Origin of the sequence: Micromonospora sp. HM5-17, assembly GCF_003762835.1 — a bacterium.
Lineage (GTDB): Bacteria > Actinomycetota > Actinomycetes > Mycobacteriales > Micromonosporaceae > Plantactinospora.
In genome coordinates this window covers 193,571-205,946 of the sequence record NZ_RJWA01000002.1, presented here as the reverse complement: position 1 = coordinate 205,946, position 12,376 = coordinate 193,571, and the positions used below count along the sequence as shown (strand labels likewise).

The window sequence follows — 12,376 nt, the reverse complement described above, 5'->3', positions numbered from 1 at the left end:
AGGCGCCGATAGTGTTGACTGAGCCGCGTGCGGAGCGGAGACATGAACCAGCAGAACGGCGCACCCGGGCGATCCCGCCGCGAGGTGGTGCGCGCCGCCGCCCTCCTCGCGCTCGTCGGCACCGCCGGCGGACTGCCTGGATGCGGGCTCTTCGAGGACGAACCCGACCCCCCGCCCGCCCCGGACCCGCTCGCGCCGCTGATCACCGGTGCGCTCGACCTCGCCGCCCGGTACGAGGCCGCCGCCGCGGCCGTCCCCGAGCTGGCGGAACGGCTCCGGCCGATCGCCGAGGCGCACCGGGCGCACGCCGCAGAACTGGCCCGGGTGACCGGAACGACCCTGCCCACCGCCACCGCCGCCCCGCCCGTCGTCGGCGACGCGCAGGACCGGAGCGGGGTGCTACGCGGCCTCCGCGAGGCCGAGCGGGCGGGCCGGAACACCGCCCGGCAGGCCTGCGTCGAGGCGCCGCCGGAGCGGTCCGCGCTGGTGGGTTCGATCGCCGCCGCCCGGGCCACCCACCTGGAGGTGCTCTCGTGAGCGGGCCGGGTGGGCGCGCCAACCGGTACGCCCGGCCCGCCGGTGTCCCGGCGGGCCACCCGACGCGGCGGGACAACGCGACGAGCGAGGAAGCGGAATGAGCAGCGAACTGGCGGCGGCGCTCGCCGCCGAGCACGCGGCGATCTACGCGTACGGACCGATCGGGGTACGTCTGAAGGGCAAGGCGGCCGAGCAGGCCCGGGAGGCGGAGGCCGCCCACCGCGGCCGTCGGGACAGTCTGATCCTGCTGCTGAGCCAGAAGGGCGGCGAGGTGCCGTCCGCCGCGGCCGGGTACGAGCTGCCGTTCCCGGTCACCGACGAGGCCAGCGCGCTGCGGTTGGCGATCGAGATCGAGGAGCGGACCGCGGCGGTGTGGCGGGCCGCGCTCCCGGCCACCGAGGGTGCCGAACGCACCAGCGTCCTGGACGGGCTCACCGACGCGGCGGTCCGGGCCACCCGTTGGCGCCGGCGGGCCGGGATCACCCCGGTCATCGTGCCGTTCCCCGGCAGACCGGCGTGACCGCCTCCCGTCGGACCCGACCAGCGGCTCCGGTCGGAGCCGCCGCGGGGTGAAGGCCCGTGCCGGTGCCCGCAGACGCCGGGCTGCGGGTCCTTCGGCGCGTACCGGACGGACGCCCCGGCCCTGGCCGCCCCGGCCGGGGCCGGGGGCGCGAACGGTACGGAGCAGCCGGCCGTGGCGCGCGAGCGGGAGCGGCCGGCGGGTTTCAGGCGACGCCGACGCCGATCAGCCGGCCGACCAGGTACGTCGCCCCGGTTGCCAGCGCACCCAGCAGGAGCTGACGGCTGCCGCTGACCCACCACCTCCGGTTGGTGAACCGGGCGACGACCGCACCGGCGACGAAGAGGCCGAGACCCCCGACCGCGAGCGCCAACCACAGGCTGTCGAAGCCGAGCAGGTAGGTGATCAGCGGGATCAGCGCGCCGGTGGAGAAGCAGACGAACGAGGAGAAGGCGGCCGTCCACGGGCTCGGCCGGTCGTCGGCGTCGACGCCGAGTTCCTCCCGGACGTGCACCCGCAGCGCCTCCTCCGGGTTGCGCCGCAGCGCCTCCGCGACCTGCTCGGCCAGTTCCCGGGAGAGTCCGCGCTCCACCCAGATGTCGGCGAGTTCCCGAGCCTCGCCGGCCGGATTCCGCTCCAGCTCCCGACGCTCCTTGACGACCTCGGCCTCGACCTGCTCGTTCTGCGACTGCACGCTGGTGTACTCGCCGAGCCCCATCGAGATCGCCCCGGCGACGAGCCCCGCGAAACCGGTCAGCACGATGCTGCGCGGCGCGACGCCACCACCGCCGACCCCGGCGATCAGCGCGATGTTGGTGACCAGCCCGTCCATCGCACCGAAGACGGCCGGGCGCAGCCAGCCGCCGGAGACGTCGGCGTGGTGGTTCTTGTCGACCGGGGTCGAGGCGTCGGTCACGGTAGCGTCAAGATCTCGTAGCCGTCTTCGGTCACCACGATGGTGTGCTCGAACTGGGCCGTCCAGCGCCGGTCCTTGGTCACCACGGTCCAGCCGTCGGGCCAGATCTCGTACTCGTGGGTGCCGAGGGTGATCATCGGTTCGATCGTGAAGGTCATCCCCGGCTCCATCACGTCGGTCGGGCGCGGACTGTCGTAGTGCGGGATGTAGAGGCCGCTGTGGAAGGCCTCGCCGATGCCGTGCCCGGTGAAGTCCCGGACGACGCCGTAGCCGAACCGCTTGGCGTACGACTCGATCACCCGGCCGATCACGTTGATCTGCCGTCCCGGGGCGACGGCCCGGATCCCCCGCATCATCGCCTCGTGGGTCCGCTCCACCAGCAGCCGGGCCTCCTCGGAGACCTCGCCGACGCAGAACGTGGCGTCGGTGTCCCCGTGCACCCCGTCGATGTACGCGGTGACGTCGACGTTGATGATGTCGCCGTCCATCAGCACCGTCGAGTCGGGGATGCCGTGGCAGATCACCTCGTTCAGGCTCGTGCAGCAGGACTTGGGGAAGCCCTTGTAGCCGAGCGTCGAGGGGTAGGCGCCGTGGTCGATCAGGAACTCGTGCACCACCTTGTCGATCTCGTCGGTGGTGACGCCCGGCTTGCAGTACTCCCCCGCGAGCTGTGTCGCCTGGGCGGCGAGCCGGCCGGCGACCCGCATCTTCTCGATTGTCTCGGCCGTCTGCACGTGCGACCCGCGGTACTCCTTCGGCCGCTTCCGCCCGACGTACTCGGGACGGGCGATGTGCGGCGGCACGTGGCGCCGCGGGGAGAGGGTGCCGGGGGTCAGCGGGGCGCGGACGGTCATGACCTCCAGCGTATCGCCGCGACCCCGGCACGCTCACCCGCCCGGGCCGCCGCCACCGGCCGTACCTCCGTCCCGGCGCCCGAGCGACGGCGGTGAGGACCGAAAAAAGGCATAGACGACTCGAGCGACACGAAGTACCCTTCCGGCCCGTCGGGCCGACCATCCCGCCGGTCACCGGGCCGGGCCGACCATCCCGCCGGTCACCGGGCCGGGCCGGCCATCTCGGCTGTCACCTGGCCCCGGCTGTCACCCGGCCGGGCGGGCCGGAGCGCGGTCCCGGCCGTGATCGCGTCGCGGGGCCGCTCGCCCCCAGACGTCCCTCGCCGGCGACCGGGCCCGACAACCCGCTTCGACACCGGCGTGCCGCCGCGTTTCGGGCTCCCCACACCGTGTCAACCAGCAGCCGGCACGGGCACCGTGACAGAGATCACGAACCCCTGCCCTGCACCAGTTTCCTAGTTGAACAACTTTTCAATTGTCCAAATGCAGATTCCGCTCTATCAAGCCAAGGCCGAGTTCTTCCGGATGCTCGGTCACCCGGTCCGGATCCGGGTACTCGAACTGCTGGGCGACGGTCCCCGCCCGGTCCGCGACCTCCTCGCCGAGACCGGGGTGGAGGCGTCCAATCTGTCCCAGCAGCTCGCGGTGCTACGCCGGGCCGGGATCGTGGTCTCCAACCGGGACGGTGCCCAGGTGGTCTACACGCTGGCCGGTCCGGACGTGGCAGATCTGATGCGGGCCGCCCGGCGCATCCTCACCGAGATGCTGCAGGGCCAGGCCGAGCTGCTGGCGTCCCTCAAGGACGGGGTCGAGTGAGGCTGGCCGACCTCCTGCCCGGCCGGGCCGACCTGGCCGCCGTACGTCGTAATCCCTGGGCCGACCTGCTCGCCGGCCTCACCGTCGCGGTGGTGGCCCTGCCCCTGGCCCTCGGCTTCGGTATCGCCTCGGGGCTCGGCGCCGCCGCCGGCCTGGCCACCGCGATCGTGGCCGGGGCGCTGGCCGCCATCTTCGGCGGATCCAACCTCCAGGTCTCCGGTCCCACCGGGGCGATGACCGTCGTCCTGGTCCCGATCGTGGCGCGGTACGGTCCCGGCGGAGTGCTCACCGTCGGCTTCCTCGCCGGACTGCTCCTGATCGGGTTGGCGGTGGCCCGCGCCGGCCGGTACGCCCGGCTCGTGCCGGCTCCGGTGGTCGAGGGGTTCACCGCCGGGATCGCCGTGATCATCTTTCTCCAGCAGGTACCGGCCGCGCTCGGCACGGTCGGAGAAGGCGAGAAGGTCCTGCCGGTCGCCGGTCGAGCCGTCCGGGACTTCGTCGCCCGGCCGGACTGGGTGACCCTGGGGATCTCGCTCGGCGTCGCGGCCGTCGTCCTGATCCTCCTGCGGTGGCGCCCGCAGGTCCCGGCCTCGTTGCTCGCGGTCGGGGCGGCGACCCTCTGCGCTGAGCTCGCGGACCTCGACGTGGCCCGGATCGGCGCGCTGCCGGCGACCCTGCCCGAGCCCTCGCTGGACTTTCTCCGCCTCGACGCCCTCCCCCGGCTGCTCCCCTCGGCGGTCGCGGTCGCCGCGCTCGCCGCGCTGGAGTCGCTCCTCTCCGCCACCGTGGCGGACGGGATGCGCCGAGGCGAACGCCACCACCCCGATCGGGAACTGTTCGGGCAGGGCATCGCCAACCTGGTGACCCCACTCTTCGGTGGCGTACCCGCCACCGCCGCCATCGCCCGGACCGCGGTGAACGTTCGTGCCGGGGCGGTCTCCCGGCTCGCGGCGCTGACCCATGCCATCGTCCTCGCGGTCATCATGCTCGCCGCCGCGCCCCTGGTCGCCGGTATTCCCCTCGCCGCACTCGCCGGGGTGCTGCTGGCAACCGCGGTCCGCATGGTGCAGCCCGGCGTGCTGCGGGCGATCGCGAGGGCCAGCCGGGCGGACGCGCTGGTGCTGGTCCTCACGGCGGGGGCCACCGTGCTGCTGGATCTGGTGGCGGCGGTGCTGATCGGCCTGGTCGTCGCCGGCGCGTTGGCGCTGCGGGCGGTCGCCCGCTCGCTGCGGGTCCACAGGGTCCCGCACGACGAGCCGCTGCCGCACCTGACGGTCTACCGCCCGACCGGGCCGCTCTTCTTCGCCGCCGCGCACCAGCTCCGCCAGGCGCTGTCCACGATGGAACACACCGACGTGGTGCTACTGCGTCTCTCCGGCGTGACCGCGATCGACGCCTCCGGTGCACTCGCACTGCGCGAGGCGATCGAGGAGCTACACGACCGGAACATCACCGTCCACCTGGCCGGGATCCGACCCGAGCACCGGCAGGCGCTGGCCGCGCTCGGCGTACTCGAGCTGGTGGACGAACGGGTCCACGCCGACGCCCCGGCCGCGATCGCCGCGCTGCGGTCGGGATGACGGCCCCGGCCCGGACCGCGCCGGGACACGCCGACCGACCCGGCCAACCGTACGCTCGGGGCCTCCATCGAGCTGTTCCGCGCCGGCGGCCGCGGAGGACTCCGCGCCGCCGGCACACCCCACGCCGCCCCGCCGGCTAATTCCGTTGCCCGAGGCTCGGCCGTGGCGCATGCTCGGAGGCGTAACGGGGGGGGTTCGACACCGCGCGCCGCAGCCGACCGCGGCGCGCAGGGTCCATGACCTGACCCGACCGGCACGTGCCCACCAGCTCGTGTCGAGGCGTGGCAGGCGCCGGACCCACACCGGGTCCTCGGACGACCCGGTCACCGGCGGCGCGGGACGCGGTCACCTCTCTCGTCGGATACGGCACGTCGTGCCAGCGCCCGCCCCGCGCCGCCCACCGGTGAGCATCGCCGTCCTCGTCTCGTCATCGCGTCACCGTGGTCCGGGCCAGCCCGGTCCGGGGTCGGTCTGGTCCGGGTCGGCCCGGCTCCTTCCGGGGGCGTTTGGAACCCGGCAACGGCCCACAGCCGGCAGGGTCCGAGGCCGGCAGGGTCGGATCCGGCGGGGAGCGAGTCGGGGACGGGCCGGGGGACGATGGGCCGGAGTCGAGCAGGCCAGCTGCGAGCGGCACGGACGGTTGCCGGAACCGAATGTGGAGTTGCGACGCCGCCCGTGCTCCGCCCTCCGGGGCCCGCTCAGGTGAGGACGAGACCGACCAGCCAGATGCCGGTGACGACGAGCGCCGCGGCCAGCTCGACCAGCAGGGCGAGCCCGACCGCCTGCAGGGCGTGCCTGGTGGAGGGCCAGGCGAGCCGCGGATCACCGAGCCGGATCAGCTCCGCGAGCCAGAGCCCGAGTACGAAACCGAGGACCAGCCCGATCATCGGTACGACGAAGAAGCCGACGACGCCGAGCACCCCGCCGGACAGCAGGGACAGGTTCGGTACACCGCTGCGCTTCAGGTTCCGGCCCGGCCAGAGGTACTTGGCGATGGTGCCGATGAGCGCGACCAGGGTGGCCAGGGCCAGCACCACCCAGGGCCCGGCGCCCGAGCCGTCCCCGAAGATCGCCCAGATCAGTACGCCGAGCCAGCAGAGGATGATCCCGGGGACGATCGGCGCAAGCACCCCGACAACGCCGACCACGATGATGACGCCGCAGAGGAGCGTCACCAGTCCTTCGGTGTCCGTCATCTCCATGTCGTCCAGCCTCTCCTACCGCCGCCAGGCCGGAGCCGGCCTCCCGTCGGGCGGGCCGGCGCGCCCGGACGCGACGGAACCGTGGCGGACCATGGCGGAATCATGCCGGACAGCCCGGCGTCGAGCCGGGCCGCTCCCACCGGTCCGTGCCCACGGCGGATCCGAGCTCGGCGGCGAACGCGCGTCTACCGACCGATCCCGGGCCGGATAGGTTTGGCCGCGTGGCGCGGGCACCTCTCAGCCGGACGAACAGCGTCGATGGCCGGTTCGGCCACCGGCCGGGGCCGGACCTGCCCGCCGTCAGCTCCCGGCCGCAGCGGGGCACGGTCGACCGCAGGCCGGGCCGGGGACACACCGCCCGGGCGGCCGCCGCCTTCGCCGCCGCGGCCTGCACCGTCGCCGGCACGGGCGCCGTCCTGCTCGCGGTCCGTGCCGCCCCCAGCCTGGGACTCGCCGGGTATGTCAGCGAGGCCGGCACCGCCCCCAGCCCCGGGGCGGCCCTCTACCGGGCCGGGATCTTCGGGCTCGCCGCCGGGCTGGCGCTCCTCGCCGCCGCGCTGCCGCCGACGACCCGGGTCGCGGCGGCCCTGCTCGGGGCGAGTGCCGCCGGCACCGTGGTCTCGGGGGCGGTGCCGTGCACCAACGGCTGCCCCCTGCCGCCGTACGAGTCGGTCAGCCTGGCCGACCTGGTACACGGCGGCGCGAGCGTCGCCGCTGTCGCCGCCGGGGTCTTCGCGATGCTGGCGCTCTGGTCGTCGGCCGAGGTCTCCCGGCCGGTACGTCGGCTCGCCGCCGGCGCGGCCGTCCTGGCACTGCCGCTCTCGGCGGCCGTCGGGCTGGGGATGGTGATCGTGGGACGCGGCCTGCTGGTCGGGGTGGTGGAGCGGCTCCTGCTCGGCATCGGCGTGCTCTGGCTCGGCGCGACCGCGCTGCGGATCGGCACCAGCCATCTCCTGGCCACGCGGGCGGGGCCCGCGGCCGGCCCGCCGCGACATCCGCGCCCCGCGTCCCGACGCCGGTGCGATCGGCGGCTCCCGGACGACGACTCGCCCGGACCATCCGCCGGTTACGCGGATCCCGGCTCCGCTCGAACCACCGCCCGGCCCGACCGCCCCGGCGGCGACCCACCGCGCCACCCGCCCGGGGGCGAGCAACCGCGCTGGCCCGGCGGCGATCTACCGCCGGACCGATCCGGCGGCGAGCAACCGGCGCACCGCCCCGGCGGCGTCGAGGCCGCGCCGTCTCACGGCGGGCCCGCCCGGTCCGGTACCGGAGATCCGACTCCCCGCTCGGCGGCGGACTCCCGGCCACCGGTCGCGGCAACCGCCCCGAACGTGACCAGGACCGCCAGCACGGCGAGGAACACACCGGGACCGAGCCGGGGCACGACCATCGGGACCACCCCGGGGAACAGGGTGGACGCGTCGTCGTAACCGAGCGCGACGAGGATCGCCGACAGGGCGGCGGCCGCACCGGCGACCAGGGTCAGCACGGTCGAGGTCCGGCGTCGCGCCGGCCGGACGACGACCCTCCACGCCACGGCCGTGTAGAGCGCCGACAGGCTCGCCAGATGCAGCCACCAGTACGGCAGCCGGCGCAGCGGTACGTCGATGTCGCCGTACCACGCCCAGGGCAGGGCGAGCGCGGAGAGCAGGCTGAGCAGGGCCGCCACGACCACCGCCGACAGGGTCACGCCGCGGCTTCTCATCGTCGCGGCCTCCTCGCCCACGGGGGACGTCCGCTCCGTACCGAGGCGGTGTGCCGGGCCGGCGTGACCCGCCACACACCCCCATCGGCGGGATTACGAGGTCTGGATCGAGTCACCACGCGCATCCCGGTGTGATCGGACGCGGGATCCGGATCCGCCCCGGCCAGCCAGATCGCGCCGACCGTAAGGAGCTTCACGGGTACCGCTCCTTTTGCTTCCTCGCGTGACGTCGTATCGTCACTGAGCGATGACGAACATCTGGTTCCTGACCGTCCGCCTGTACGTCGACCTGCGGCTACAGGCCAGCGCCGGCTGTCGCGGCTGACCGCGTCCCCTCGACCGTCAGACCGCCCTCCGACCGCGCCCGCGGACGGTTCCCGACCCGATCGGGCCGGCCGGACCAGACCCCTTGGACCCGTCATGCCCACTCTTCTACGCAAGATTCCCTTCTCCGTACAGATCCTGCTCGGCCTCGTGTTCGGGCTCGGCCTCGGCTACCTGGCCCGGGTCGCCGACCTCTCCTGGCTCGGCACCACCCTCGACACCATCGGCAGCCTCTTCGTGCAACTGCTGCGGGTCGCCGTACCGCCGCTGGTCTTCACCGCCATCGTGGTCAGCGTCGTCAGCCTGCGCGGAGTGGCCAACGCCGCCCGGCTGGCCCTGAAGACCCTCCTCTGGTTCGGGATCACCGCGCTGGCCTCGGTCGCCGTCGGCATCGGTCTCGGCCTGCTGACGAACCCGGGCCGGGGTGTCACGCTGGACCTCAGCGCCGCCAAGGAACCGCAGCGCACCGGCTCGTGGACCGACTTCCTCACCGGCCTGGTGCCGACGAACGTCTTCGGCGCCTTCGTCGAGAACAACGTGCTCCAGATCGTCTTCCTGGCCGTGGTCGCCGGCATCGCCGCCCTGCTGGTCGGGGCCGCCGCCGAGCCGTTCGTCGAGTTCAACCGCTCGGTACTGGCGATCGTGCAGAAGGCGCTCTGGTGGCTGATCCGGCTCGCCCCGCTCGGCACGCTCGGGCTGATCGGCCACGCCGTCGAGGCGTACGGCTGGGATCTGCTGGCGCCGCTCGCCACGTTCACCACGGCGGTGTACGTCGGCTGCGCGATCGTGCTGCTCGTGGTCTACCCGCTGGTGCTCGTCCTGGCCGGCCGGCTCAACCCGCTGCGCTTCTACGCCGGCGCCTGGCCGGCGATCGAACTCGCCTTCGTCTCGCGGTCGTCCGTCGGCACGATGCCGGTGACCCAGCGGGTGGTGGAGCGGCTCGGCGTGCCCCGCGAGTACGCGTCGTTCGCCGTACCGTTCGGTGCCACCACCAAGATGGACGGCTGCGCCGCCGTCTACCCCGCGCTGGCGGCGATCTTCGTGGCCCAGGTCTTCGGGGTGAACCTCAGCCCCCTCGACTACCTGCTGATCGCGTTCGTCTCGGTGGTCGGCTCGGCCGCCACCGCCGGGCTGACCGGGGCGCTGGTGATGCTCACCCTCACCCTGAGCACCCTGGGACTGCCGCTGGCCGGTGCCGGTCTGCTGCTCGCCATCGACCCGATCCTGGACATGATGCGGACCGCGACGAACGTGGCGGGCCAGGCCCTGGTGCCGACGGTCGTCGCCGCTCGGGAGGGCGTGCTGGACCGGGCCACGTACGACTCCGCCGGCCGGCGGGACCTGACCGAGGAGGTCCCCGCCGAGTCGCCGGCCCCGGTCGCGGCCTGAGCCGACCCTGGTCCTCCCGGTCTGGATTTCTCTGATCTCTAGGGTTCTTAGGAAGGTCGCCGAATGAGCGTGCTGTTCACGCCCCTGACGCTGCGCCAGGTGACGTTACGGAACCGGGTGGCGATGGCGCCGATGTGTCAGTACTCGGCGGGGCCGGACGGCCTCCCCACCGACTGGCACCGGGTGCACCTGGGCGCCCGCGCGGTCGGCGGGGCCGGGCTGGTGATCACCGAGGCAACCGCCGTCCTCCCCGAGGGGCGGATCAGCCCTCGGGACACGGGACTCTGGTCGGATGCCCATGTCGACGCGTGGCGGCCGATCACCGCCTTCGTCGCCGAAGCCGGTGCGGTGCCCGCCGTCCAGCTCGCCCACGCCGGCTTCAAGGCGTCGACGTACTGGCCCTGGGCACCGGCGCAGGGCGGGGTGCCGGACGCCGAGGGCGGCTGGACCCCGGTGGGCCCGGGCAGCGAACCGTTCCTGCCGACGTACCGGACACCGGAGGCGCTGGACGCGGCGGGCATCGCCCGGGTGGTCGACGCGTTCGCCACCGCCGCCGCCCGGGCACTGGCCGCCGGGTTCGCCGCGGTCGAGGTGCACGCCGCGCACGGCTACCTGCTGCACGAGTTCCTCTCCCCGCTCACCAACCACCGCGACGACGACTACGGCGGGGACCGGGCCGGGCGGACCCGCCCTGTCCTGGAGGTGACCCGGGCGGTCCGGGCGGCGGTCGGCGACGACGTACCGGTGCTGGTCCGGATCTCGGCGACCGACTGGGTGCCGGACGGCTGGACACCTGCCGACAGCGTGCTGCTGGCCCGGGACCTGGTCGCCGCCGGCGCCGATCTCATCGACTGCTCCTCCGGCGGGCTCGCGCCACACGCCGAGATCCCCATCGGGCCCGGCTACCAGGTGCCGCTGGCCGCCCGCGTCCGTCGGGAGGCGGGGGTGCCGACCGGAGCGGTTGGCCTGATCACGGAACCCGAGCAGGCCGAGGCGATCGTCGCCGACGGGGAGGCGGACCTCGTGCTGCTCGGCCGGGAGTTGCTGCGCGACCCGTACTGGCCGCGCCGGGCGGCGGCGGCGCTGGGCGCCGCTCCGCCGACTCCGCCGCAGTACCGGCGCGCCTGGTGATAGGAAGGGCCCCTTCTTCTACGAAAACCGATAAGAAGGGGCCCTTCCTTTCATCAAAAGAGGACGGTGGCGAAGGTGCCGACCGAACGGAAGCCGCACCGCTCGTAGACCCGGCGGGCCGGCGCGTTGTAGTCGTTGACGTAGAGGCTGACGCTCGGGGCGACCCGGGCGAGGGCGTCCCGGACCACGGCCGCCATCGCGGCCGTGGCGATGCCCCGACCGCGCCAGGCCGGATCCACCCAGACCCCCTGGACCTGCGCGGTACGCCGGGTGACCACCGCCAGCTCGGCCTTGAAGATCACCTGGCCGTCGACGAACCGCGCGTACGCCCGCCGGGTCCGCACGAGGTCGGCGACCCGCTGCCGGTACGCCCGGCCGCCGTCCTCAACCAGCGGGGAGACCCCCACCTCCTCGGTGTACATCGCCACCGCCGCCGGAAAGAGCAGGTCGACCTCGCCCGGCCGGACCGGGCGTACCTCCGGGTCCGGGTCGACCGGCGGCGGTGCGTCGGTCGCCAGCAGCGGCTGGTTCGGGCGTACGTCGCGGGCCGGACCCCAGCGCGGGGCGAGCCGTTCCCAGAGCCCGAGTACCCCGTCGGCCCGCCCGACGATCGACGAGCAGTACCGTTCCTCGGACCCGAGCGTTTCGGCGAAGGCCGCGATCGCCGTCGGGTGGGCGCAGATCGGGGTGAGCTGGCTTCCCAGCCAGCAGAGCGCCTCGATCCGGTCGCGCTCGCCGTAGCCCAGCACCCGGCCGTCCGCCCGCCACCAGGAGAGCCCGTTGGTGGCGACGCGTTCGGCCACCTGGGCGGCGGCGAAGGGATCGAGGTCGAGGATCCGCTCCACCGTGGCACGCTCGGCCTCACCGAGCTGACGTACCGGGACCATCAGCACGGTTACCAGCCTGCCAGATCAACGGCCGGGTGGGGGCTGATCACGGTCCGCCGATCCCGCGAGTACCCGGCCGGGCCGGACGGCGGGTACGCCAGCCCGGGCGGGGCGGCCCGGACCCGGCCCGGTACCGGCTCGGCTGTCCGGGTCCGGGCCGACCATCCGGGCTGCCCCGCCGAGGTGTGGCGGGACCAGCGCTACGCGGACCCCCGGATCACCGGTTCGGCCGGGAGGATCACCGCGGCGTACGACTCGCCGGCCAGGTGGCCGAGGAGCAGCCGGACCATCTCGGCGCTGAGCCGGGCCCACGGCTGCCGGATCGTGGTCAGCCGGGGCACCGGGGTGCTCGCCACCTTGGAGTCGTCGAAGCCGCCGACCGCGACGTCCTCCGGCACCCGGCGGCCGGCCCGGTGCAGGCAGTACACCGCCCCGACCAGCAGTACCGCGGTCGGCACCCACCGCGACCAGAGTGGCCCGGTCGCGGCCGGCCCCGAGCGGGTCGGCCGGGG

General features: G+C 74.2%; 12 protein-coding genes and 1 pseudogene. 7 read left to right on the top strand and 6 right to left on the bottom strand.

Going from position 1 to position 12,376, the window contains the following annotated elements:
• Positions 1–84: 84 nt before the first annotated feature.
• Together EF879_RS06200 and EF879_RS06195 are read left to right on the top strand one after the other, a co-directional pair.
• Complete coding sequence (locus EF879_RS06200) at positions 85–537, top strand: hypothetical protein (RefSeq protein ID WP_123556789.1); 453 nt, start codon at positions 85–87, stop codon at positions 535–537.
• 97 nt (positions 538–634) lie between these two features.
• Positions 635–1,057, top strand: coding sequence for a ferritin-like domain-containing protein (locus tag EF879_RS06195; protein WP_123555733.1), 423 nt, complete (start codon positions 635–637; stop codon positions 1,055–1,057).
• 205 nt (positions 1,058–1,262) lie between these two features.
• Here the strand turns inward: EF879_RS06195 and EF879_RS06190 are convergent, their stop codons facing one another.
• Complete coding sequence (locus tag EF879_RS06190) at positions 1,263–1,973, bottom strand: VIT1/CCC1 transporter family protein (protein ID WP_123555731.1); 711 nt, start codon at positions 1,971–1,973, stop codon at positions 1,263–1,265.
• A complete protein-coding gene (gene map, locus EF879_RS06185; protein ID WP_123555729.1) occupies positions 1,970–2,827 on the bottom strand; it encodes a type I methionyl aminopeptidase in 858 nt (285 codons plus the stop codon). Before map ends, EF879_RS06190 begins: the two co-directional genes overlap by 4 nt.
• A 483-nt stretch (positions 2,828–3,310) precedes the next feature.
• Between map and EF879_RS06180 the strand changes: the two genes are divergently transcribed.
• Both EF879_RS06180 and EF879_RS06175 read left to right on the top strand, forming a co-directional pair.
• Positions 3,311–3,643 carry a helix-turn-helix transcriptional regulator gene (locus EF879_RS06180; protein WP_123555727.1) on the top strand — a complete coding sequence of 111 codons (333 nt, stop codon included), beginning with the start codon at positions 3,311–3,313 and terminating at the stop codon, positions 3,641–3,643.
• Positions 3,640–5,223 carry a SulP family inorganic anion transporter gene (locus EF879_RS06175; RefSeq protein ID WP_199736173.1) on the top strand — a complete coding sequence of 528 codons (1,584 nt, stop codon included), beginning with the start codon at positions 3,640–3,642 and terminating at the stop codon, positions 5,221–5,223. The genes EF879_RS06180 and EF879_RS06175 overlap by 4 nt, the downstream gene beginning before the upstream one ends.
• Before the next feature lie 698 nt (positions 5,224–5,921).
• Here EF879_RS06175 and EF879_RS06170 read toward each other — a convergent pair.
• Positions 5,922–6,425 (bottom strand): DUF456 domain-containing protein, encoded by a 504-nt coding sequence (locus EF879_RS06170; protein WP_123555725.1) that lies wholly within the window; start codon positions 6,423–6,425, stop codon positions 5,922–5,924.
• A 146-nt stretch (positions 6,426–6,571) separates the two neighbouring features.
• Between EF879_RS06170 and EF879_RS27995 the strand changes: the two are divergent.
• Positions 6,572–7,297: pseudogene (locus EF879_RS27995) on the top strand (DUF998 domain-containing protein); the annotation flags it as partial.
• A gap of 371 nt (positions 7,298–7,668) precedes the next feature.
• On the opposite strand, the gene EF879_RS27990 reads toward EF879_RS27995, so the two are convergent.
• Positions 7,669–8,133: a hypothetical protein gene (locus EF879_RS27990; protein ID WP_233604264.1), complete on the bottom strand. Its 465-nt coding sequence runs from the start codon at positions 8,131–8,133 to the stop codon at positions 7,669–7,671.
• 420 nt (positions 8,134–8,553) lie between these two features.
• Between EF879_RS27990 and EF879_RS06160 the strand changes: the two genes are divergently transcribed.
• On the top strand, positions 8,554–9,846 hold the full coding sequence (locus EF879_RS06160; RefSeq protein ID WP_123555723.1) for a dicarboxylate/amino acid:cation symporter: 1,293 nt from the start codon (positions 8,554–8,556) through the stop codon (positions 9,844–9,846).
• 63 nt (positions 9,847–9,909) lie between these two features.
• Complete coding sequence (locus EF879_RS06155) at positions 9,910–10,977, top strand: NADH:flavin oxidoreductase/NADH oxidase (protein ID WP_123555721.1); 1,068 nt, start codon at positions 9,910–9,912, stop codon at positions 10,975–10,977.
• A gap of 53 nt (positions 10,978–11,030) precedes the next feature.
• Here the strand turns inward: EF879_RS06155 and EF879_RS06150 are convergent, their stop codons facing one another.
• Together EF879_RS06150 and EF879_RS06145 are read right to left on the bottom strand one after the other, a co-directional pair.
• A complete protein-coding gene (locus tag EF879_RS06150) occupies positions 11,031–11,870 on the bottom strand; it encodes a GNAT family N-acetyltransferase (protein ID WP_123555719.1) in 840 nt (279 codons plus the stop codon).
• Positions 11,871–12,064: 194 nt separating this feature from the next.
• Positions 12,065–12,322, bottom strand: a complete 258-nt coding sequence (locus tag EF879_RS06145) for a substrate-binding domain-containing protein (RefSeq protein ID WP_199736171.1) — start codon at positions 12,320–12,322, stop codon at positions 12,065–12,067.
• Between the last annotated feature and the right edge of the window lie 54 nt (positions 12,323–12,376).

What these genes read in the sequence shown, in the direction of transcription:
- EF879_RS06180 (WP_123555727.1), top strand. Translation starts at nt 3,311, where the DNA reads ATGCAGATTCCGCTCTATCAAGCCAAGGCCGAGTTCTTCCGGATGCTC.
- EF879_RS27990 (WP_233604264.1), bottom strand. Translation starts at nt 8,133, where the DNA reads ATGAGAAGCCGCGGCGTGACCCTGTCGGCGGTGGTCGTGGCGGCCCTG.
- EF879_RS06170 (WP_123555725.1), bottom strand. Translation starts at nt 6,425, where the DNA reads ATGGAGATGACGGACACCGAAGGACTGGTGACGCTCCTCTGCGGCGTC.
- EF879_RS06160 (WP_123555723.1), top strand. Translation starts at nt 8,554, where the DNA reads ATGCCCACTCTTCTACGCAAGATTCCCTTCTCCGTACAGATCCTGCTC.
- EF879_RS06155 (WP_123555721.1), top strand. Translation starts at nt 9,910, where the DNA reads ATGAGCGTGCTGTTCACGCCCCTGACGCTGCGCCAGGTGACGTTACGG.
- map (WP_123555729.1), bottom strand. Translation starts at nt 2,827, where the DNA reads ATGACCGTCCGCGCCCCGCTGACCCCCGGCACCCTCTCCCCGCGGCGC.
- EF879_RS06195 (WP_123555733.1), top strand. Translation starts at nt 635, where the DNA reads ATGAGCAGCGAACTGGCGGCGGCGCTCGCCGCCGAGCACGCGGCGATC.